General features: G+C 66.3%; 19 protein-coding genes. 4 read left to right on the forward strand and 15 right to left on the reverse strand.

What is annotated here, in order from left to right:
* Positions 1–10 precede the first annotated feature (10 nt).
* The 15 genes from AC0IYU_RS11465 to AC0IYU_RS11535 all read right to left on the reverse strand — a co-directional run bounded on the left by AC0IYU_RS11465 (position 11) and on the right by AC0IYU_RS11535 (position 16,235).
* The gene (locus AC0IYU_RS11465; protein ID WP_472116605.1) at positions 11–712 is read right to left on the reverse strand and encodes a phosphoribosylanthranilate isomerase; all 702 of its coding nucleotides are present in this window, start codon (positions 710–712) and stop codon (positions 11–13) included.
* Positions 709–1,530 carry a tRNA pseudouridine(38-40) synthase TruA gene (gene truA, locus AC0IYU_RS11470; protein ID WP_472116608.1) on the reverse strand — a complete coding sequence of 274 codons (822 nt, stop codon included), beginning with the start codon at positions 1,528–1,530 and terminating at the stop codon, positions 709–711. The genes AC0IYU_RS11465 and truA overlap by 4 nt, the downstream gene beginning before the upstream one ends.
* Positions 1,531–1,560: 30 nt before the next feature.
* Positions 1,561–4,341: a FimV/HubP family polar landmark protein gene (locus tag AC0IYU_RS11475; protein ID WP_472116611.1), complete on the reverse strand. Its 2,781-nt coding sequence runs from the start codon at positions 4,339–4,341 to the stop codon at positions 1,561–1,563.
* 169 nt (positions 4,342–4,510) lie between these two features.
* The gene (asd, locus tag AC0IYU_RS11480; protein ID WP_435435281.1) at positions 4,511–5,656 is read right to left on the reverse strand and encodes an aspartate-semialdehyde dehydrogenase; all 1,146 of its coding nucleotides are present in this window, start codon (positions 5,654–5,656) and stop codon (positions 4,511–4,513) included.
* A gap of 90 nt (positions 5,657–5,746) precedes the next feature.
* Positions 5,747–6,835, reverse strand: a complete 1,089-nt coding sequence (gene leuB, locus AC0IYU_RS11485; RefSeq protein ID WP_472116614.1) for a 3-isopropylmalate dehydrogenase — start codon at positions 6,833–6,835, stop codon at positions 5,747–5,749.
* A gap of 36 nt (positions 6,836–6,871) precedes the next feature.
* Positions 6,872–7,528: a 3-isopropylmalate dehydratase small subunit gene (gene leuD / locus AC0IYU_RS11490; RefSeq protein ID WP_472116617.1), complete on the reverse strand. Its 657-nt coding sequence runs from the start codon at positions 7,526–7,528 to the stop codon at positions 6,872–6,874.
* A 17-nt stretch (positions 7,529–7,545) separates the two neighbouring features.
* Positions 7,546–8,967: a 3-isopropylmalate dehydratase large subunit gene (gene leuC, locus AC0IYU_RS11495; protein WP_472116620.1), complete on the reverse strand. Its 1,422-nt coding sequence runs from the start codon at positions 8,965–8,967 to the stop codon at positions 7,546–7,548.
* Positions 8,968–9,029: 62 nt separating this feature from the next.
* Positions 9,030–9,974 (reverse strand): LysR substrate-binding domain-containing protein, encoded by a 945-nt coding sequence (locus AC0IYU_RS11500; RefSeq protein ID WP_435483078.1) that lies wholly within the window; start codon positions 9,972–9,974, stop codon positions 9,030–9,032.
* Between the two features lie 188 nt (positions 9,975–10,162).
* Positions 10,163–11,473 carry a citrate synthase gene (gltA, locus tag AC0IYU_RS11505; protein ID WP_435443190.1) on the reverse strand — a complete coding sequence of 437 codons (1,311 nt, stop codon included), beginning with the start codon at positions 11,471–11,473 and terminating at the stop codon, positions 10,163–10,165.
* A 24-nt stretch (positions 11,474–11,497) separates the two neighbouring features.
* Entirely contained in the window at positions 11,498–11,812 is a 315-nt protein-coding gene (locus tag AC0IYU_RS11510; protein ID WP_435435286.1) for an FAD assembly factor SdhE, read from the reverse strand.
* A gap of 29 nt (positions 11,813–11,841) precedes the next feature.
* A complete protein-coding gene (locus AC0IYU_RS11515; protein ID WP_435435287.1) occupies positions 11,842–12,543 on the reverse strand; it encodes a succinate dehydrogenase iron-sulfur subunit in 702 nt (233 codons plus the stop codon).
* A 47-nt stretch (positions 12,544–12,590) separates the two neighbouring features.
* Positions 12,591–14,399, reverse strand: a complete 1,809-nt coding sequence (sdhA, locus tag AC0IYU_RS11520; protein WP_472116623.1) for a succinate dehydrogenase flavoprotein subunit — start codon at positions 14,397–14,399, stop codon at positions 12,591–12,593.
* Between the two features lie 15 nt (positions 14,400–14,414).
* Positions 14,415–14,780: a succinate dehydrogenase, hydrophobic membrane anchor protein gene (sdhD, locus tag AC0IYU_RS11525; RefSeq protein WP_206177819.1), complete on the reverse strand. Its 366-nt coding sequence runs from the start codon at positions 14,778–14,780 to the stop codon at positions 14,415–14,417.
* A 14-nt stretch (positions 14,781–14,794) separates the two neighbouring features.
* On the reverse strand, positions 14,795–15,241 hold the full coding sequence (gene sdhC / locus AC0IYU_RS11530; protein WP_435483081.1) for a succinate dehydrogenase, cytochrome b556 subunit: 447 nt from the start codon (positions 15,239–15,241) through the stop codon (positions 14,795–14,797).
* A gap of 235 nt (positions 15,242–15,476) precedes the next feature.
* Positions 15,477–16,235: a GntR family transcriptional regulator gene (locus AC0IYU_RS11535; protein ID WP_472116627.1), complete on the reverse strand. Its 759-nt coding sequence runs from the start codon at positions 16,233–16,235 to the stop codon at positions 15,477–15,479.
* Positions 16,236–16,420: 185 nt separating this feature from the next.
* Between AC0IYU_RS11535 and AC0IYU_RS11540 the strand changes: the two genes are divergently transcribed.
* From AC0IYU_RS11540 to AC0IYU_RS11555, 4 genes are read left to right on the forward strand one after another with little or no spacing between them, the layout of a single operon-like run.
* Positions 16,421–17,407 carry a malate dehydrogenase gene (locus AC0IYU_RS11540; protein ID WP_296780172.1) on the forward strand — a complete coding sequence of 329 codons (987 nt, stop codon included), beginning with the start codon at positions 16,421–16,423 and terminating at the stop codon, positions 17,405–17,407.
* A 14-nt stretch (positions 17,408–17,421) separates the two neighbouring features.
* Entirely contained in the window at positions 17,422–18,213 is a 792-nt protein-coding gene (gene tam / locus AC0IYU_RS11545) for a trans-aconitate 2-methyltransferase (RefSeq protein WP_472116629.1), read from the forward strand.
* A complete protein-coding gene (locus tag AC0IYU_RS11550; RefSeq protein WP_472116632.1) occupies positions 18,210–19,208 on the forward strand; it encodes an HpcH/HpaI aldolase/citrate lyase family protein in 999 nt (332 codons plus the stop codon). Before tam ends, AC0IYU_RS11550 begins: the two co-directional genes overlap by 4 nt.
* A gap of 34 nt (positions 19,209–19,242) precedes the next feature.
* The gene (locus tag AC0IYU_RS11555; RefSeq protein ID WP_472116635.1) at positions 19,243–19,806 is read left to right on the forward strand and encodes a hypothetical protein; all 564 of its coding nucleotides are present in this window, start codon (positions 19,243–19,245) and stop codon (positions 19,804–19,806) included.
* Positions 19,807–19,884 lie beyond the last annotated feature (78 nt).

A 19,884-nucleotide genomic window follows, 5' to 3' on the forward strand; every position in this document is an offset into this window, starting at 1 on the left:
GGTGCGGCGGCTAACTGGAGAAGGACGCGTCGGCTGCTCTGACTGCTGCGACGAACTGCCGGATCTTTCCGGCGTCCTTGAGGCCCTTGTTCCCGGGACCGTCGATTTCGACGCCCGAGCTCACATCAACGGACAGCGACTTGCAGCGCGTCCGCAGGATGCGAATGCCATCGCTCACGTTTGCAGGTGTGAGCCCACCACTCAAGACGAGGTGAGCGTCGACGGCGGGTGGAAGAAGTGACCAATCGAAAGCCTTGCCGCCACCGCCATAACCTTCGACATGGGCGTCGAGCAGGATGGCCTGGGCGTGGGAGTAATCGGACGCGTATTTTACGAGGTCGAAGCCGACACCGGCAGCCCCCATCGGAATGCGGGCGGCGCGCATGTAGCGAAAGCGACCCGGGCCGCTCGCTTCTTCGCAAGCTGCGGGCGTCTCGTCGCCGTGGAATTGGGCGATGGCGCCCTTCACGCATGAAAGCGATGCTATGACTTTGGGAGCATCTTCATTCACGAACAACAACACGGGCGTGACGAAGGGCGGTAGGCGCGCGGCAAGCTCGGCGGCGCGTTCGGCCGTCACGGCGCGGGGGCTTTTCGGGTACAGCACGAAGCCGATGGCATCCGCGCCGGCATCGACCGCCGCATCGACGTCGGCCTCACGCGTCAGGCCACAGATCTTGATGCGGGTGCGGGGGAAGGTGGGCGCGCTCATGGCGGGCCATCATACGGAGCCCCGCCGGCCTGCAGCGTGGCTTCCGCCGGCAGACCCCACTTGGCGTCGTACAACGGACCTACGAAGTACAGGCCATCCGCCGAAAAGGTCGGTGCCGCCACCTTGCGGCTGCGCGCCGCGAGCACTTCGGCGATCCACTCGACGCTTTCGTCGCCCCTGCCGATGCGCACGAGGCAGCCCATCAGGTTGCGGATCATGTGGTGCAGAAAGGCGTCGGCCTCGAACTCGAAATGCCAGCGGCAACGTTCGCCGTCGCCGACGCGCGTGATCGCTATGCGGCGCAGGTCCTTGACCGGCGAGCGCGCCTGGCAGGCCGAGGCGCGGAACGAGCTGAAGTCGTGCCGGCCGACAAGCAGCGCGGCGGCTGCGCGCATGGCGTCGCCGTCGAGCGCATGCATGGACCAGCCGACCCGGCCCGTATCGAGGCTGGGCCGCACGGGCGATTGGGAGAGCACGTAGAGGTAGCGGCGCGCCAGGGCGCTGGCGCGGCAGTGGAATTCGTCGGGCACCGGCTGGGCCCACTGCACCGCGATGTCATCGGGCAGGAAGCGGTTGGTGCCGCGCATCCAGGAGAAAGGGTCGCGCTCGATGAGGGTGTCGAAGTGCACCACCTGCATCAGCCCGTGCACGCCGGCATCGGTACGGCCGGCGCACAGCGTGCTGATGGTGCCCGGCGGCTGCGCGGTGAATTTGGCGAGGGCCGCTTCGAGCTTGTCCTGCACCGTGCGGCCCGAGCGCTGGCTCTGCCAGCCCTCGTACGCCTGGCCGTTGTAGCGGATGCCGAGCGCCAGCCTCACGAATTCAGGAACAGGGACGGCAACAACCGCTCAGCGCAGCTCGGCGAGCAGTTGACGCGCCTGCGTCTTGAGCTCGCCGGCGCTTTCGGCTTCGACTTCCTCGACCAGCGAACGGGCGCCTTCGACGTCGCCGATGGCCTGCAGTTCGCGTGCGAGCGAGAGCTTGACGGCATGCGGGCTCTCGTCGCCGTTGTCGTCGTCGTGGGCGATCGGCGAGGGCCGCGTCGTCTCGGCCGAGCGCGCCGCGGGCAGGCCGGCCAGTGCGCTCATGTCGAACTCGATGAAGCCCGAGTCGGCCGGCAGCGCATTGCGCAGCATGGCAGGGCGGGTGTTGTCCACGTCGCTCAACGAACCGGGCAGGGTGTTGGCAGTGAGCGCGCCGGGAGCGGTGTCGAAATCGTTCTCGAGATCGACAGGCGTTTCAAGGTGGCCGTTCGACAGCGGGGCGGCGGGACGTGCCGTGGTCGGCGCGGGTGCGTAGGCCGACTTCGGCAGGCTGGCGCCGACCGGTGCGTGGTTCTGGAGCGGGGCCGGCGCCGGCGCGGGGGGCGGCGGCGCGATCAGGTCGAGGTCGAAGTCCAGCGGGGCGACCGACGGCACGAACGCGGGCGGTGCAGAAGCAGCCGGCGGCGTGGCGGGCGGTGCGGCGACCGGCTTGGCCGCTGCGGCGAGCGCACCTGCGAAGGCGGCCGTTTCGGCGGCGCTGGCGCCACCGCTGCGGGGTGCGCCCGATTCGTACAGCGGGTTGCCCGGATCGAGGTCCTTGCCCATGTCGACCACGCGGTTCCAGTCAGAGCCAGCGCCGCCGGTCAGCTTGTGCACTTCCGTGGCGAGGCTTTCGAAGGCGCGCACGTCGCGGCGCTTGGCGTGGATTTCGAGCAGCTTCAGGTGAATGGCGGTGCGGTCCGGGTTCAGGCGCAATGCTTCGCGCAGGATTTCCTCGGCCTGCAGGTCGCGGCCGTAGGCCAAGTAGACGTCGGCTTCGGCGACGGGGTCTACATCGCCCGCATCGAGCTGGCTCGGCGAGTACGACAGCGACGAGACGGTGGAGTCGCCGCGGTTCTTGGTGTCGACCGATTCGCCACCGCTGGCGCCGAAGAACGAGTCCTTGGGGATGCGGCTCTCGAGGAACACGCTTTCGCTCATTTCCTCGCGCCGGCGACCCAGCACGCGGTACAGCAGGAAGCCGATCAGCAGCGCGATCAGCGCGCCACCGGCGAGCATCAACGGGTTGTCGAGCAGTTCCTCGAGGAAAGTGGGCTCCGGCGGGGGCGGCGGCGCTGCGACGACCTTCTTGGCGGCCGGTGCAGGTGTCACAGGTGCGGCTGCTGCGGCGCTGGCTGCAGCCGTTGCGGGCACGGCAGCGGCGTCGGCGACCGATGGCGTCGCGGCGACCGCGGCAGCAGCGGCCACAGGCGCAGCGGCTGTCGCTTCAGGCGCGGGCGCGGCAGGTGCGGCCGTAGGGGCCGCAACGGGTGCCGGTGCAGCCGCAACGGGTGCCGGGCTGGCGGGTGCGGGCGCCGTCGTCGCGCTGGTGGAAGGCGCTGGCACCGGGATGCCCGGGGCGGCCGACGGGGTCGACGCCGCGGCAGGCGCCGACGAGCCCGTGCCCGCGCCTGCGCCCGTGGCGGCCTTGAGCTTGTTCAGGTCGTCGATGTTCTTCGACAGTTCCGCCACGCGGTTGCTGCTGTCTTGCGCCTGGCGTGCCTGTGCGACTTTTTCGTCGGCTGCACGGGTGGTGGCGTTACCTTGCGAGATGGTGAGCTTGTCGGGTGCACTGGCCGCGGCATTGCGGTCTTCGACGTTGGCTTGCAGCTTGCCCGAGGCGTTGCGGCTGGCAGCCGCAACGTTCGCGGTCGGTGCGTTCTCTGCCAGGCGTTGGCGGTACGACCCGAAGTCGCGGCTTTGCGCGGTGACCGTGCGGCGCGCTTCGGCAGGCGTCACGGCCGAGGCTTCGGCGGCGCTCGGAAGGTCGAGCACGGCGCCTGCGCGCATGCGGTTGACGTTGCCGCCGACGAATGCGTCGGGGTTGGCGAGCAGGAGTGCCACCAGCATCTGGTCGAGCGACACGTCGGCCGGCTTGTGGGCGCCAGCGATCTTGCTTGCGGTGTCGCCGCGCTGCACGGTGACCTGCTCGCCACCACCACCGCCGACGGCACGGGCCGGTGCGGCTGCGGTGACGGGTGCGGGCGCGGCCGCCGGGGCGGCGGCAGGCGCCGAGGGCGCCGTCGCAACCGGCGGTGCGGCGCGCTCACGTCGAACACGCGGCGCGGGGGCTGCGCGCTCGACGGGCGTGGCAATCTGGGGTGCGATGGGCGCGGCCGGCGTGCTCGTGGCCGCCTGGCGCGTGGCCGGCGGATCGAGCAGCACGGTGTAGTCGCGCACGATGCGGCCCGACGAGCCGTTGGCTTCCAGCAGCAGATCGATGAACGGGTCGTTCAGCGGGCGGTTGCCGTTCAGGCGCACCACGTACTGGCCGCCGGCGCGACGTTGCAGCGTCGCCTTGACGTCGCTGAGTGCCGCGTTGTATGGAACGCCGGCGCTCTTGAAGGCTTCGGCGGTCGCGATATTGATCTTCAGACCTTCCGCCTCGTTGGCGGCCATTTCGGTCACGTCGATCTCCGCGCGCAACGGCTCGCCCAGCGCCGATTGCACCTTCAGCTGACCCAGCGTGAAGGCGCTGGCGTCGGCGCTGGCGATTCCCAGGGCCACGGCGGCCGCCGCGCCCAAGATGGAAAGGCGCCAGCCGCTCGATGGCAGGTGCAGGTGAACGGCCGAAGGGCTGGCCGCGGGCAACAGATGTCTTGTCATGCTGATAGGGGGCGGCTCAGGCCCAGAATTTGTAAGAGGACGTTAGCATCATCACCGGACACTGACAAGGCACTGCGCCCTTTCTACCCAGTGCGCGCATACTTACGATCACATGGAGCGTTGCCATTTAGCAACAATTCATGTTTCAAAAGGCGCTGAGCACCCCATATCAGGCTTCGAGCAGGATGCGCAGCATGCGGCGCAGCGGTTCTGCGGCACCCCACAGCAGCTGGTCGCCGATGGTGAAGGCGCCGACATACTCCGGGCCCATTGCCAGCTTGCGGATGCGGCCGACCGGAATGTTCATGGTGCCCGTCACCGCCACCGGCGTCAGGTCCTTCACGGTCGCTTCGCGGGTGTTCGGCACGACCTTCGCCCACGGGTTGTCGGCGGCGATCAGCGCTTCGATGTCGGCGACCGGCACATCCTTCTTGAGCTTGAAGGTCAGCGCCTGGCTGTGGCAGCGCATCGCGCCGATGCGCACGCAGAAGCCGTCGACCGGCACGGCGGCGGTGCCGAAGCCCGCGCCCTGGCCCAGGATCTTGTTGGTTTCGGCGCCGGCCTTCCACTCTTCCTTGGACATTCCGTCGCCCAAGTCCTTGTCGATCCAGGGGATCAGCGAGCCGCCCAGCGGTGCGCCGAAGTTTGCCGTTTCAGCGGCGCTCAGGTTCTGCTGCTTGTGCAGCACCTTGCGGTCGATTTCGAGGATGGCCGACTTCGGGTCGTCCAGCAGGGCGCGCACTTCGGTGTTCAGGGTGCCGAACTGGGTCAGCAGCTCACGCATGTGCTGCGCGCCGCCGCCCGAGGCTGCCTGGTAGGTCATGCTGGTCATCCATTCGACCAGGCCGGCCTTGTAGAGGGCGCCCACGCCCATGAGCATGCAGCTCACGGTGCAGTTGCCGCCGATCCAGTTCTTGCCGCCGTTGGTGAGCGCGTTCTGGATCACGGGCAGGTTGACGGGGTCCAGCACGATGACCGCGTCGTCCTGCATGCGCAGGGTGGAGGCGGCGTCGATCCAGTGGCCGTTCCAGCCGGCGGCGCGCAGCTTGGGGAACACCTCGCTGGTGTAGTCGCCGCCCTGGCAGGTAATGACGATGTCGCACTTCTTCAGTGCGTCGATGTCGTTCGCATCCTTCAGCGCGGTTTCGTTCTTGGCCATCGCCGGGGCCTTGCCGCCGGCGTTGGAGGTCGAGAAGAAGACCGGTTCGATGAGGCCGAAGTCGCCTTCGGCCTGCATGCGGTCCATCAGGACCGAGCCGACCATGCCGCGCCAGCCTACGAGGCCGACCAGAGGTTGTTGGGATGCGTTCGCCATTTCAGTTTGCCCTTGTGAAAAAAGAAAGAAGTTGTCTTTTTTGCCCCCGACTCGTCGAGCCGGGGAGGGGCGTGACGAAGCGGGCTGCGGTTAGCCGGTAATCGTCTTTTTGGTGATTGCTGCTACGACCGCGTCGCCCATTTCGCGGGTGCCGACGCGCTTCGTGCCTTCCGACCAGATGTCGCCCGTGCGCAGCCCGGAGGCAAGCACGTGCTTCACCGCCGACTCGATTCGGTCGGCAGCCTCGGGTTGGTTGAGTGAGAAGCGGAGCATCATGGCAGCGGACAGGATTGTAGCCAAAGGATTGGCAACCCCTTTGCCGGCAATGTCGGGCGCGCTGCCGTGGCTGGGCTCGTACAGGCCCTGGTTGCTCGCATTGAGCGACGCCGAGGGCAGCATGCCGATCGAGCCGGTGAGCATCGCGGCCTCGTCCGAGAGGATGTCGCCGAACATGTTGCCGGTGACCACCACGTCGAACTTCTTGGGCGCCTTCACGAGTTGCATGGCCGCGTTGTCGACCAGCATGTGGTCGAGTTCGACGTCCGGATATTCCTTCGCGATGTCGACCATCACGTCTTTCCACAGCTGCGAGGTTTCCAGCACGTTGTTCTTGTCCACGCTGGTCACGCGCTTGCTGCGCTTGCGAGCCGCCTCGAAGGCGACGCGGGCGATGCGCTCGACCTCGGGGCGCGAGTAGCGCATCGTGTCGAAGGCCTCTTCGGCGCCCGGGAAGTGGCCGTCGACAGCGGTGCGGCGGCCGCGCGGCTGGCCGAAGTAGATGTCACCGGTCAGCTCGCGAATGATCAGGATGTCCAGGCCCGCGATCAGCTCGGGCTTCAGGCTCGACGCATCCACGAGTTCTTCGTAGCAGATGGCCGGGCGGAAGTTCGCGAACAGGCCCAGGTTCTTGCGCAGCCCCAGGATGGCCTGCTCGGGCCGCAGCGGCCGGTCGAGCTTGTCGTACTTCCAGTCGCCGACGGCGCCGAACAGCACCGCGTCCGAGTCTTTGGCGAGCTGGAGCGTCGCTTCGGGCAGCGGATGGCCGTGTGCCTCGTAGGCCGCGCCGCCGACCAGCGCAGATTCCATCTCGAACTTCAGGTCGAGCACCTTGAGCACCTTGACGGCTTCCGCCACGATTTCGGTGCCGATGCCGTCACCCGGGAGAACTGCGATTTTCATTTTTGTCGTGTGTTGAAGAGAGTAAAAAGCGCGCGCTCAGGCGTTGGCGAGCATCGTATGCGCGAGCCACGGCTTCTGCGCCAGGCGCTCGGCTTCGAACGCCTTGATCTTGTCCTTGTGGCGCAGCGTGAGGCCGATGTCGTCCAGCCCGTTGATCAGGCAGTACTTGCGGAACGCCTGCACGTCGAACGCCAGCTCGCCGCCGTCCGGCTTCACCACCACCTGGCGTTCCAGGTCGATGGTCAGCGTGTAGCCCGGAAAGGCCAGCGCCTCGTCGAACAGCTGCGCCACCTGGGCTTCGGGCAGCACGATCGGCAGCAGGCCGTTCTTGAAGCTGTTGTTGAAGAAGATGTCGGCGTAGCTCGGCGCGATGATCGCGCGAAAGCCGTACTGGTCGAGTGCCCACGGCGCATGTTCGCGCGACGAGCCGCAGCCGAAGTTCTTGCGCGCCAGCAGCACCGAGGCGCCTGCGTAGCGCGGCTGGTTCAGCACGAAGTCGGGGTTCGGCTTGCGGCTGGCCGGGTCCTGGCCCGGAAAGCCGGCGTCGAGGTAACGCCATTCGTCGAACAGGTTCACGCCGAAGCCGGTCTTCTTGATCGATTTCAGGAACTGCTTCGGAATGATTGCGTCGGTGTCGACGTTCTCGCGGTCCATCGGGGCCACGAGGCCCTTGTGCACGGTGAATTTCTGCATGTGAATCTCTTGTGTGTTCAGGCGAACGTACGGACGTCGACGAAGTGGCCGTGCACCGCGGCGGCGGCGGCCATGGCCGGGCTCACGAGATGGGTGCGCCCGCCGGCGCCCTGGCGGCCTTCGAAGTTGCGGTTGCTGGTGGAGGCGCAGCGCTCGCCAGGCTCCAGGCGGTCGGCGTTCATCGCCAGGCACATCGAGCAGCCGGGCTCGCGCCATTCGAAGCCCGCGGCCTTGAAGATCACGTCGAGGCCTTCGCGCTCGGCCTGTTCCTTCACCATGCCCGAGCCGGGCACGACCATCGCGAGCTTCACGTTCTTCGCCACCTTCTGGCCGAGCTTCTTCACCACGGCTGCGGCTTCGCGCATGTCCTCGATGCGGCTATTGGTGCACGAGCCGATGAACACCTTGTCGATGAAGATGTCGTTCATGGCCTTGTTGGGTTCCAGGCCCATGTAGACCAGCGCGCGCTCGATGGCGCCGCGCTTGCTGGCGTCCTTTTCCTTGTCCGGATCGGGCACGCGCCCGTTGATGTCGACCACCATTTCGGGCGAGGTGCCCCAGGTCACTTGCGGCGGGATCTGCGTGGCGTCGAGCTCGACCACGGCGTCGAAGCTCGCGCCCGGGTCCGACTGCAGCGTGCGCCAGTAGGCGGCTGCCTGCTCCCATTCCACGCCGGTGGGCGCGAGCGGGCGGCCCTTGACGTAGCTGATGGTCTTTTCGTCCACCGCCACGAGGCCTGCGCGCGCGCCCGCCTCGATGGCCATGTTGCAGACCGTCATGCGGCCTTCCATGCTCAGGTCGCGAATGGCCGAGCCTGCGAACTCGATGGTGTAGCCCGTGCCGCCGGCCGTGCCGATCTTGCCGATGATGGCCAGCACGATGTCTTTCGCCGTGCAGCCCAGGGGCAGCTTGCCCTCGACCTTCACGAGCATGTTCCTGGCCTTCTTGCCCAGCAGCGTCTGCGTGGCCATCACGTGCTCGACCTCGCTGGTGCCGATGCCGTGCGCCAGCGCGCCGAACGCGCCGTGCGTGGAGGTGTGCGAGTCGCCGCACACCACCGTCATGCCCGGCAGCGTCGCGCCGCTCTCGGGACCGATCACGTGCACGATGCCCTGGCGCTTGCTCAGGAACGGAAAGAACGCGGCGGCGCCGAATTCCGCGATGTTGTTGTCCAGCGTGGTGACCTGTTCCTTGCTGGTCGGATCGGCGATGCCCGCATAGCCGCGCTCCCAGCCGGTGGTCGGCGTGTTGTGGTCGGCGGTGGCCACGACCGAGCTGATGCGCCACAGCTTGCGGCCGGCTTCGCGCAGGCCTTCGAAGGCCTGCGGGCTGGTCACTTCGTGCACCAGGTGGCGGTCGATGTAGAGGATCGCGGTGCCGTCTTCCTCGGTGTGGACGACGTGTTCGTCCCAGATCTTGTCGTAGAGCGTGCGTGCCATGTCGGTCTCTTTGTCTTTCGTGGGGAAATGGATTGTCTTGTCTGTGCGGCTTCGAATTGGTTTCAAGCCGCAAGTTGTTCCGTGCCGTCCGCCGCGGCGTGCAGGTGGTTCACCAGCGAGCGCGCCGCCACCGGCAGCGTGGAGAAGTCGCGGGCGACCAGACGGATTTCGCGCGCGGCCCAGGCGTCATTGAGTGCCACGCTCACGAGGCCGCGGCCGATGCCGTTGCGCATGAGTTCGAAGGCGCGCTGCGGCATCACGCCGATGCCCAGGCCGTTCTCGATCATCCGGCACATGGCGTCCAGGCCGGTGACGTGGATGCGCAGCTTGACGCTGCGGCCCGCGTTCAGCGCGGCCTCGTGCATCGCGACGTAGATCGAGCTGTTGGTGTGCAGGCCGACGTGGTCGAAGGCCAGCGAGTCGATGAAGTCGATCGCGCCCTGCGCGGCCAGCACATGGCCTGTGGGCACGATCAGCGCGAGGCGGTCGTGCCGGTACGACAGGCTCTGCAGCTCGCCCGCGCCGCCGGCCACGTGGCACACGCCGAGGTCGGCCGCGCCCTCCTGCACCGCGCGGATCACCTCGCTGCTGAGGTGCTCTTCCAGGTCGATCTTGATGGCCTCGTGCGCCCGTGTGAACACGCCCAGGTCCTCCGGCAGGAACTGCACGATGGCCGAGATGTTCGCGTGCACCCGCACGTGGCCGCGCACGCCGTCCGCGTATTCGCTGAGTTCGCCCTGCATCTTCTCCAGGCTGTAGAGCACCGAGCGCGCATGGTGCAGCAGGCTTTCGCCGGCCGGTGTCAGGTCGACGCCGCGCGCATGGCGGTAGAGCAGCGTGGTGCCCAGCGTGGCCTCGAGGTCCGACAGCCGCTTGCTGATGGCCGACGCCGCAATGAACTCGCGCTCCGCCGCGCGGCCGATGCTGCCCAGCTCGCACACGGCCACGAACAGCTGCAGCGACGTGAGGTCGATGCGGCGGGCAAAGTTGCGTTCGGACGTGCTCATGGGGGCTGGATCAGGGCTTGGGCATCGCGTCTGGCGATGAGCTGGCTATTTTCTTACTGTTTTCATGTCATTGCCATCGTGATCTGAGATGGCATTGCTGCCCGCTGGCGAAGAGGGACCTGCCGAACGGGCAATAAAAAAGCTGCCCGGAGGCAGCTTTTTGGGGGTGCGAAAGGTTCGCGAATCGATCAGCGGGCCGAGATCGGCTTCACATCACGCTTGGGCGAGCCTTCGAACAGCTGGCGCGGGCGGCCGATCTTGTACTCGGGGTCGCCGATCATCTCGTTCAGCTGGGCGATCCAGCCGACCGTGCGGGCCAGCGCGAAGATCGCGGTGAACAGCGGCACCGGGATGCCGATGGCGCGCTGCACGATGCCCGAGTAGAAGTCGACGTTCGGGTACAGCTTGCGCGACACGAAGTACTCGTCTTCCAGGGCGATCTTTTCCAGTTCCTTGGCGAGCTTGAACAGCGGGTCTTGTTCCAGGCCCAGCTCGGTCAGCACTTCGTTGCAGGTTTCCTGCATCAGCTTGGCGCGCGGGTCGTAGTTCTTGTACACGCGGTGGCCGAAGCCCATCAGCTTGACGTTCGAGTTCTTGTCCTTGACCTTCTTGATGAACTCGCCGATCTTCTCGACGCCGCCTTCCTTCTGGATGTCGTAGAGCATGTTCAGCGCCGCTTCGTTGGCGCCGCCGTGGGCAGGGCCCCAGAGGCAGGCCACGCCGGCCGCGATGGCCGCGAAGGGGTTCGTGCCCGACGAGCCGCACAGGCGCACCGTGGAGGTCGAGGCGTTCTGCTCGTGGTCCGCGTGCAGGATGAAGATGCGGTCGAGCGCGCGCTCGAGCACCGGGTTCACCTTGTACTCTTCGCACGGCGTGGCGAACATCATGTGCAGGAAGTTGCCTGCATAGCTCAGGTCGTTCTTCGGGTACATGTACGGCTGGCCGATCGTGTACTTGTACGCCATGGCCACCAGCGTGGGCATCTTCGCGATCAGGCGGATCGCGGCGATCTCGCGGTGCTCGGGATTGTTGATGTCCGTGCTGTCGTGATAGAAGGCCGACAGGGCACCCACGAGGCCGGTCATGATGGCCATCGGGTGGGCATCACGGCGGAAGCCGCGCAGGAAGAATTGCATCTGCTCGTTCACCATGGTGTGGTTCGTCACGACCTTGGTGAAGTCTTCCTTCTTGGCCTGGTCCGGCAGTTCACCGTACAGCAGCAGGTGACAGGTCTCGAGGAAGTCGCAGTTGGTCGCGAGCTGCTCGATGGGGTAGCCGCGGTACAGCAGCTCGCCCTTGTCGCCGTCGATGTACGTGATGGCCGACTGGCAGGCCGCGGTCGACATGAAGCCCGGGTCGTACGTGAACATGCCGGTCTGTGCGTACAGCTTGCGGATGTCGATCACGTCGGGGCCCACGGTGCCCTTGTAGATCGGCAGGTCGACGCTGTCGCCGCCATTGCTGAACGACAGCGTGGCCTTGGTATCGGATGCTTTCATTTCGGTTTACTTTCAGAGGTGGATTCAGGACGAAGGAGAGATGGCGGGGCGCTGCGCGCCGTCGGTGCGCATCAGCTGCAGCAATGCGACCACCTCGGCCCCGGCCCATTCGGGCTCGGGCTCCTTTCTACGGAGAAGGAGGTCGAGGAGGTCGTTGTCCGACAGGTCCATCAGTGTCTCCATCGCTCCCGCCTGACCGTTGGTCATGTGGGATTCGTGCCGCTCGAAGAAGCGGGCGATGAACAGGTCGTTCTCGAGCAGTCCGCGCCGGCAGCGCCATTTCAGCTTGCTCAGCGCACGTTCGCTGAGCGGCTGGTCGGAGTCGGCGGCGGTTTGCATGGTGGCGTCTCTAGGCAATGAGTCAGGGCTTAGATGGCGCGGCGCACCATCAATTCCTTGATCTTGCCGATGGCCTTGGTCGGATTCAGGTTCTTCGGGCACACGTCCACGCAGTTCATGATCGTGTGGCAGCGGAACAGGCGGTACGGGTCTTCCAGGTTGTCCAGGCGCTCGGCGGTGGCTTCGTCGCGGCTGTCGGCGATGAAGCGGTAGGCCTGCAGCAGGCCGGCCGGGCCCACGAACTTGTCGGGGTTCCACCAGAAGCTCGGGCAGCTCGTGGAGCAGCTCGCGCACAGGATGCACTCGTACAGGCCGTCGAGCTCTTCGCGCTCTTCGGGCGACTGCAGGCGCTCCTTCTCGGGCGGCACGCTGTCGTTCTGCAGGTACGGCTTGATCGAGTTGTACTGCTTGAAGAACTGCGTCATGTCCACGATCAGGTCGCGAATGACGGGCAGGCCCGGCAGCGGCTTGAGCACGACGGTGCCCTTGAGCGTGTTCATGTTGGTCAGGCAGGCCAGACCGTTCTTGCCGTTGATGTTCATCGCGTCGGAACCGCAGACGCCTTCACGGCACGAGCGGCGGAACGACAGCGTCGGGTCCTGCGCCTTGAGCTTCATGAGCGCGTCGAGCAGCATGCGTTCGTGGCCGTCGAGTTCGACCTCGATGGTCTGCATGTAAGGCTTGGCGTCCTTGTCCGGGTCGTAGCGGTAGATCTGGAATGTGCGCTTCATCGTGGTGACCTTGTGATGCTTTTACTTGGCTGACGGTTAGCCGTGGCTTAGAACGTGCGGACCTTCGGGGGAACCGAGGCCACGGTGAGTGGCTGCAGCTTGACCGGCTTGTACGAGAGGCGGTTGCCCTGGCTGTACCAGAGCGTGTGCTTCATCCAGTTGGCGTCGTCGCGGCCCAGCGGCGCGACCGGATCGTCCGAGGGACGCTCGTAGTCTTCCACTGTGTGGGCGCCGCGGCACTCCTTGCGGGCGGCCGCCGAGACCATGGTGGCCTGCGCCACTTCGATCAGGTTGTCGACTTCCAGTGCTTCGATGCGCGCGGTGTTGAACACCTTGGACTTGTCCTTCAGGCCGATCGCCTTGACGCGCTCGCGCACGGCGGCGATCTTGACCACGCCTTCGTCCATCGAGGACTGCTTGCGGAACACGGCGGCGTGCTGCTGCATGACGGCGCGGATCTCGCCCGCCACGTCCTGCGCGTATTCGCCGTCGGTGCTGTTTTCGAGCTCGTTCAGGCGTTGCAGCGTGCGGTCGGCGGCGTTGGCCGGCAGCGCCTTGTGTTCCTTGAGCTTGTCGTTGAACTGGACGATGTGGTTGCCCGCCGCGCGGCCGAACACCAGCAGGTCCAGCAGCGAGTTGGTGCCCAGGCGGTTGGCGCCGTGCACGCTCACGCAGGAGCATTCGCCCACGGCGTAGAGGCCGTTCACCACGGCGCTGTTGTCTTCACCCTGCTGGATGACGACCTGGCCGTTGATGTTGGTCGGAATGCCGCCCATCTGGTAGTGGATGGTGGGCACCACCGGGATCGGCTCCTTGGTGACGTCGACGTTCGCGAAGTTGATGCCGATCTCGTAGACCGACGGCAGCCGCTTGTGGATGGTGTCGGCGCCGAGGTGGTCCAGCTTCATGTGGATGTAGTCCTTGTTGGGACCGCAGCCGCGACCTTCCTTGATTTCCTGGTCCATCGAGCGCGACACGAAGTCGCGCGGTGCCAGGTCCTTCAGGGTGGGGGCGTAGCGCTCCATGAAGCGTTCGCCGTTGCTGTTCAGCAGGATGGCACCTTCGCCGCGGCAGCCTTCGGTCAGCAGCACGCCCGCGCCGGCCACGCCGGTGGGGTGGAACTGCCAGAACTCCATGTCCTGCAGCGGAATGCCCGAGCGGGCCGCCATGCCCAGGCCGTCGCCGGTGTTGATGAATGCATTGGTGGACGCACCGAAGATGCGGCCTGCGCCGCCGGTCGCCAGCAGCACGGTCTTGGCCTGCAGGATGTGCAGGTCGCCGGTTTCCATTTCGAGCGCGGTCACGCCGACCACGTCGCCGTCGTCGTCGCGGATGAGGTCGAGCGCCATCCATTCGACGAAGAACTGCGTGCGTGCTTCGACGTTCTTCTGGTAGAGCGTGTGCAGCATCGCGTGGCCGGTGCGGTCGGCCGCGGCGCAGGCGCGTTGCACGGGCTTCTCGCCGTAGTTGGCCGTGTGGCCGCCGAACGGACGCTGGTAGATGGTGCCGTCGGGGTTGCGGTCGAACGGCATGCCGAAGTGTTCGAGCTCGTACACGACCTTCGGGGCCTCACGGCACATGAACTCGATCGCGTCCTGGTCGCCGAGCCAGTCGGAACCCTTGATCGTGTCGTAGAAGTGGTAGTGCCAGTTGTCCTCGCTCATGTTGCCCAGCGATGCGCCCACGCCGCCTTGTGCAGCGACGGTGTGCGAACGGGTGGGGAACACCTTGGACAGCACGGCCACGTTGAGGCCGGCGCGTGCGAGCTGCAGCGAGGCGCGCATGCCGGAGCCGCCGGCACCGACGATCACGACGTCGAACTTGCGCTTGGTGATTTGTTCTTTTGTATAGGTCATGGTGGGGATGTCAGGTCAGATCTTCCAGAGCACTTGAATGGCCCAACCCGCACAACCGACCAGCCAGACGATCGTGAAGATTTGCAGCACGAGACGGATGCCGACGGGCTGGACGTAGTCCATCCACACGTCGCGCATGCCGACCCACACGTGATAGAGCAGGGCGACGATGACGGAGAAGGTCAGCACCTTCATCCACTGGGCGGCGAAGATGCCGGCCCACAGGTCGTAGCCGATGGGGCCGCGGGTGAAGATCAGTTGCGCGAGCAGGATGATCGTGAAGAGCGCCATCAGGCCGCCCGTGATGCGCTGGCTGAGCCAGTCGCGCAAACCGTAGTGCGCGCCGACGACGATGCGCTTGGAGCCGTAGTTCACAGACATGGGGTGACTCCTTCTCAGTACAGGCCGAACAACTTGGCGCCGAGCACCACGGTGAGCAGGATGCTCAGGGACAGCGTGACCAGGGCGGAGCTGTGACCGAATTCCTTGGTGACCGCGGCGTGGCTCACGTCCATCCAGAGGTGGCGCAGCCCGGCGATGAAGTGATGCAGGTAGGCCCAGATGAGTGCCAGCGCAACCAGCTTGAAGAACCACCCCGGAGCGAAACCGATGCCTGCGTTGAATGCGCCCTTGAACCTGGCGAACGAGTAGTCGGATGACAGCGAGGTGTCGAACATCCAGATGATGAACGGCAGCAGCAGGAACATGATCACGCCGCTGACGCGGTGCAGGATCGACACGATGCCGGCCGGCGGGAGCCGGTAGGTCCTGAGATCGGTGAAGGCGTTGATGTTGCGGAATTCGCGGCGCGGCGGCCTGGGGGGAGTTGCAAGCTCTGTCATGGGGGAAGTGCTTTCGTGGCTTGGAGACTTGTTGGCTTGTTCTGAGAGCGAACGCTTTTGTTTCTTATGCGGAAATGCAAACAACGCAAAATTCTATTGCAATGCACCATCGGACAGCGGACGCGCCCAAGTCAGCGCACCGTTGCAGTCGGATGCTATTGACTTCGTAGCACGCTGCACAGCTTGTGTGCGCAAGTCGGCGTGGCGGATTCCGTCTTTCTTCTTCTGCATCGGCTCAGCCCAGCTGGTTCCTGTAGTGGTGCGTGTCGGTGCGATAGAGCCCGCGGCGCAGCTCCATCGGCATGTCATGGTAGGTGTGTGCGACGCGTTCCACGCTCAGCAGGGGCATCTGCGCGGGCACGTCGAGCAGTTGCGCCTGCTCGGCGTCGGGCAGCACGGCGCGAATTCTTTCTTCCGCGCGCACCATGCGCACGCCGAATTCGGTCTCGAACAGCGCGTACATGGGGCCAGGCCAGGCGCGCAACCGCTCCGCGGTAAGGCCCTTGAAGGGCGTGCCGGGCAGCCAGAGGTCTTCGAGGATGGTCGGCACGCCGCCGTAGGCCAGCACGCGGCGCACCTGCAGCACCGCATCGCCGGTTCGCAGGCCCAGGGCGCGCGCCACGTCGGCCGAGGCGCGCAGGCGCTTGCAGTCGACGATGGTGCGCACGGCGGGGCCTTCGGTGCTCGGGTCGCCCGCGTCGGGCACGAGCTTCAGGAACCGGTACTGCACGTGCTGTTCGGCATGGGTGGCGACGAAGGTGCCCTTGCCCTGGCGGCGCACCACCAGGTTTTCGGCAGCGAGTTCGTCGATGGCCTTGCGCACGGTGCCCTGGCTCACGCGGTAGCGCGCCGCCAGGTCCATCTCGCTCGGGATGGGCTCGCCCGGCTTCCACTCGCCCGCCTGCAGGCTCTGCAGGATCAATGTCTTGATCTGCTGGTAGAGCGGGCTGAAGGACGGCGTCGTGGGCTCGTCGAGGGTGGTGGGCGTGTTCATGGCAGCGGTGGGGTGCGCCTTTGCGGGCCCGTGGAGGATATCTTATATAAGACATAAGACGGCCCTCATTGAATCGGCTTAAAATATTGCGGGTCTCGCGCTGCGGGAAGGTATTTCGTCCCGCAGGACCCCTGGCGCCCCACGAGAGCGCCAACACCGTTTTCATTACCTTCTGGAGTCTTCCCATGAGCAAAAAGCCCGTTCGCGTTGCCGTCACCGGCGCCGCCGGTCAAATCGGTTACGCCCTGTTGTTCCGTATCGCTTCCGGCGAAATGCTCGGCAAAGACCAGCCGGTCATCCTGCAACTGCTCGAAATCCCCGACGAGAAGGCCCAGAAGGCGCTCAAGGGCGTGATGATGGAGCTCGACGACTGCGCCTTCCCGCTGCTGGCCGGCATGGAAGCCCACGGCGACCCGATGACCGCCTTCAAGGACGCCGACTACGCCCTCTTGGTCGGTTCGCGCCCCCGCGGCCCCGGCATGGAACGCGCCGAGCTGCTGGCCGTCAACGGCGCCATCTTCACCGCGCAAGGCAAGGCCCTGAACGCCGTCGCCAGCCGCAACGTCAAGGTGCTGGTTGTCGGCAACCCGGCCAACACCAACGCCTACATCGCCATGAAGAGCGCGCCCGACCTGCCGCGCAAGAACTTCACCGCCATGCTGCGCCTGGACCACAACCGTGCCGCCAGCCAGATCGCCGCCAAGACCGGCAAGGCCGTGGCCGACATCGAGAAGCTCACCGTGTGGGGCAACCACTCGCCCACGATGTACGCCGACTACCGCTTCGCCACCATCAACGGCGAAAGCGTCGCCAAGATGATCAACGACCAGGAATGGAACGCCAACACGTTCCTGCCGACCGTCGGCAAGCGCGGCGCGGCCATCATCGAAGCACGCGGCCTGTCGTCGGCTGCTTCGGCTGCCAACGCCGCCATCGACCACATGCGCGACTGGGCCCTGGGCACCAACGGCAAGTGGGTCACCATGGGCATCCCGTCGGACGGCCAGTACGGCATCCCGAAGGACACCATGTTCGGCTTCCCCGTCACCTGCGAAAACGGTGAGTACAAGCTGGTCGAAGGCCTCGAGATCGACGCATTCAGCCAGGAACGCATCAACAAGACGCTGGAAGAGCTGCAAGGCGAGCAAGCCGGCGTCGCTCACCTGATCTGAGCGAATCCGACCGCATGCTCGACTGGAATCCCGCGCTCTACCGTCGCTACGAGGACGAGCGCACCCGGCCCGCACAGGAACTCCTGGCGCGGGTGCCGCTCACCGGGGCGGCCCGCGTGGTCGACCTCGGCTGCGGACCGGGCAATTCCACCGAGCTGCTGGTCAGGCGGTTCCCGGCGGCGCAAGCCGTCGGGACCGACAACTCCGAGGCCATGCTGGCCAGCGCGCGCGAGCGGCTGCCGCAGGCGACCTTCGAGTTGAGCGATATCGCGACCTGGGCGCCGCGTTCCAAGGAAGAAGCGCCCGATCTCATTTACGCCAACGCGTCCCTGCAATGGGTGCCCGATCACTCAATGCTGATCCCGCGCCTGTTCGACGCGCTGGCCCCGGGTGGCGTGCTCGCCATCCAGATGCCCGACAACCGCCAGGAGCCCACGCACCGGCTGATGCGCGCGGTGGCCGCCGAAGCCCCCTGGGCCGAGGCCATCGGCGATGCCGACCGGCTGCGCACCCTGTTGCTCGACCTGGGTGGCTACTACGACCTGCTGGCGCCGCGCGCGGCCCACGTGGACGTATGGCACACCATCTACCAGCACCGCATGGCCGATGCCGCATCCATCGTCGAATGGGTGCGCGGCACGGGGCTGAAGCCCTTCGTCGACCGCTTGCCGGCAGACCTGCAGGCCAGCTACCTGGCCGAGTACCTGCGCCGCGTGGACGAGGCCTACCCGGCACGGGCCGACGGCAAGCGGCTGCTTGCCTTTCCGCGGATGTTCATCGTGGCGCAAAAGGGCGACAAGGCATGACGAACGCAGTCCATCCCGCCCAGGTGCTGCTCGGTGCGCAGGCCGGCGCGGTGACGCTGCCCGTGTGCGACCACTACAGCGGCGTCGAGGCGCGCATGAGGAAGAGCCTCGCGCTCCAGGCCGAGATGGCCCAGGAGTTCGGCGCCTGCGTGTTCGACGTCACCCTCGACTGCGAAGACGGCGCCCCCGTGGGCGGCGAGGCAGAGCATGCCGCGCTCGTCACCGAACTGGCGCTGGCCGCCGCGCCCGGCATGCGTGTCGGCGTGCGCGTGCACCCGGTCGACCACCCGGCATTCGTCGGCGACGTGATCACCATCGCGGGCCGTGCCGCCGAGCGCCTGAGCCACCTGATGGTGCCGAAGGTCGAGTCGGTGGCCGACGTGTTGCAGGCCGTCGCGGCGCTCGATGCGGCCGATGCCGGCACGCTGCCGCTGCACGTGCTCATCGAATCGCCGCTGGCCGTTCACAACGCCTTCGACATCGCCGCCCACCCGCGCGTGCAGTCGCTGAGCTTCGGCCTGATGGATTTCGTGTCGGCCCACGCCGGCGCCATTCCGGCCGACGGCATGGGCGCGGCGGGGCAGTTCAGCCACCCGCTGGTGGTGCGCGCCAAGCTGGCCATCGCGTCGGCCGCGCATGCCTGGGGCAAGGTGCCGTCGCACTGCGTGGTCACCGAGTTCAACGACTCCGATGCCATGCGCACCGCGGCCCGCAGGGCGGCGACCGAATTCGGCTACACGCGCATGTGGAGCATCCACCCCAACCAGATCCGCCCGATCCTCGAGGCTTTCGCGCCCGACGAGGCTCAGATTCAAATTGCCACAAAAATCCTTGTAAAGGCGGCAGCGGCGGATTGGGCGCCGACACAAATTGATGGCACATTGCACGACCGCGCGAGTTATCGCCATTTCTGGCAAGTTCTGACGCGCGCCCACGCAACAGGGCGCGCATTGCCCTCCGAGGCGAAAGCCTGGTTTGCATTCGCGGCCTCCTGAAACCATCCAAACCCAGCCTCAAGGAAACCCACACATGAAGAAAATTGCCCTGATCGCCGCTGTCGCCCTGGCATTGCCGTTCGCCGCCATGGCCCAGACCGCCACCCCGGCCGCAAAGCCTGCCGCCAAGACCGCAAAGGCCGACGCCAAGAAGGCGCCTCCCAAGCGCCAGGTCACCCGCAAGGCAGCCAAGGCTGTCGAGGAAGTCACCCCCATCGCCGACGAGACCAACATCGTGCTCACCGACGCCGACCTGGCCGTCGCCCAGCGCGTGTCCATCGGCAAGGCCCAGTGCGAACTCGGCGCCGACGTGACCGTGACGCCCGACGAGAAGAAGCCCGGCTTCTTCAACATCACCACCAAGGGCCAGAAGTTCCGCATGCACCCGGTCGAAAGCCGCACCGGTGCCATCCGCCTCGAAGACCCGCGTGCCGGCGCCATGTGGCTGCAGCTGGGCAACAAGTCGATGCTGATGAACCAGAAGGCCGGCCTGCGCATTGCCGATGAATGCCAGACCGACGCGCAAGTCGCGTTCGCCGCCGAAATGAAGAAGAACCCGCCGAAGGCCCTTTTCGAAGGTGCGGACGGCGCGAAGTAAGCGTACCGACCAAAACGGGGTGCGGCGCGGCTCTTGCTTGACCGCTGGGGCCGCCTCGCTCGCCCGTCAGACCAGTTT

The sequence above is a fragment of the Variovorax sp. AC103 genome (assembly GCF_979254005.1).

Bases quoted from the DNA above. Each gene is read 5' to 3' on its own strand.
- AC0IYU_RS11465 (WP_472116605.1), bottom strand. From the start codon at position 712: ATGAGCGCGCCCACCTTCCCCCGCACCCGCATCAAGATCTGTGGCCTG.
- leuB (WP_472116614.1), bottom strand. From the start codon at position 6,835: ATGAAAATCGCAGTTCTCCCGGGTGACGGCATCGGCACCGAAATCGTG.
- AC0IYU_RS11510 (WP_435435286.1), bottom strand. From the start codon at position 11,812: ATGCAAACCGCCGCCGACTCCGACCAGCCGCTCAGCGAACGTGCGCTG.
- AC0IYU_RS11475 (WP_472116611.1), bottom strand. From the start codon at position 4,341: ATGACAAGACATCTGTTGCCCGCGGCCAGCCCTTCGGCCGTTCACCTG.
- AC0IYU_RS11550 (WP_472116632.1), top strand. From the start codon at position 18,210: ATGACGAACGCAGTCCATCCCGCCCAGGTGCTGCTCGGTGCGCAGGCC.
- leuC (WP_472116620.1), bottom strand. From the start codon at position 8,967: ATGGCACGCACGCTCTACGACAAGATCTGGGACGAACACGTCGTCCAC.
- AC0IYU_RS11515 (WP_435435287.1), bottom strand. From the start codon at position 12,543: ATGAAGCGCACATTCCAGATCTACCGCTACGACCCGGACAAGGACGCC.
- AC0IYU_RS11500 (WP_435483078.1), bottom strand. From the start codon at position 9,974: ATGAGCACGTCCGAACGCAACTTTGCCCGCCGCATCGACCTCACGTCG.
- tam (WP_472116629.1), top strand. From the start codon at position 17,422: ATGCTCGACTGGAATCCCGCGCTCTACCGTCGCTACGAGGACGAGCGC.
- sdhA (WP_472116623.1), bottom strand. From the start codon at position 14,399: ATGACCTATACAAAAGAACAAATCACCAAGCGCAAGTTCGACGTCGTG.
- AC0IYU_RS11540 (WP_296780172.1), top strand. From the start codon at position 16,421: ATGAGCAAAAAGCCCGTTCGCGTTGCCGTCACCGGCGCCGCCGGTCAA.
- sdhC (WP_435483081.1), bottom strand. From the start codon at position 15,241: ATGACAGAGCTTGCAACTCCCCCCAGGCCGCCGCGCCGCGAATTCCGC.
- AC0IYU_RS11535 (WP_472116627.1), bottom strand. From the start codon at position 16,235: ATGAACACGCCCACCACCCTCGACGAGCCCACGACGCCGTCCTTCAGC.
- gltA (WP_435443190.1), bottom strand. From the start codon at position 11,473: ATGAAAGCATCCGATACCAAGGCCACGCTGTCGTTCAGCAATGGCGGC.
- leuD (WP_472116617.1), bottom strand. From the start codon at position 7,528: ATGCAGAAATTCACCGTGCACAAGGGCCTCGTGGCCCCGATGGACCGC.
- asd (WP_435435281.1), bottom strand. From the start codon at position 5,656: ATGGCGAACGCATCCCAACAACCTCTGGTCGGCCTCGTAGGCTGGCGC.
- sdhD (WP_206177819.1), bottom strand. From the start codon at position 14,780: ATGTCTGTGAACTACGGCTCCAAGCGCATCGTCGTCGGCGCGCACTAC.
- AC0IYU_RS11555 (WP_472116635.1), top strand. From the start codon at position 19,243: ATGAAGAAAATTGCCCTGATCGCCGCTGTCGCCCTGGCATTGCCGTTC.